General features: G+C 42.4%; 1 protein-coding gene. It reads right to left on the reverse strand.

The genetic code is table 11. The annotated features are described in order from the left end of the window. Positions 1–25: 25 nt before the first annotated feature. Positions 26–528 (reverse strand): AEC family transporter (locus GQS57_RS18685; RefSeq protein ID WP_205860328.1); only part of this gene is annotated, 503 nt, incomplete at its 5' end.

The raw sequence follows: 528 nt of genomic DNA on the forward strand, positions 1-528 counted from the left end.
TTTTTTATAAGTATAAATCAATAATTCACATCAGATTGAAATTGCGTAGTACGGCAACACCAATACTGGTCGTTACTAACGAGGCGATGGTTGTTATAACGATAATATTCGCAGCTAAAGTAGCATTTCCCCCCATTGCTCTTACCATAACATAGCCTGCTGAGGCAGATGGTGCAGAGGACATAAGAAACAGCACGCCAAGCTCCATTTCCCTGTAGCCAAGAAGGTAACCACCAAAGGTAATCACTATTGGGATAAAAATAAGTTTGCCTGCAGAAGCGAGTAAAGCGACGGACATGTCTTTTTGTAGCGCTTTAAAGCTTAGTGATGCACCGGCGCATAACAGAGCCAGAGGCAATGTCATTTGTGCAAAGTAAGCGCCTGCTTTATGGAGTGTAGAAGGCAGTGTAAGACCACTAGCAGAGAAAACTAGAGCAGCACTTATCGCAATAATTAGTGGGTTTTTCGCGATTCCCTTAAGTGTCTGGGCAATAGTATTATTCGCGCCCATAGACTTATTTAAGCAAA

Origin of the sequence: Polaribacter sp. 20A6, from assembly GCF_011378915.1 — a bacterium.
In the GTDB taxonomy this organism is placed as follows: domain Bacteria; phylum Bacteroidota; class Bacteroidia; order Flavobacteriales; family Flavobacteriaceae; genus Polaribacter; species Polaribacter sejongensis.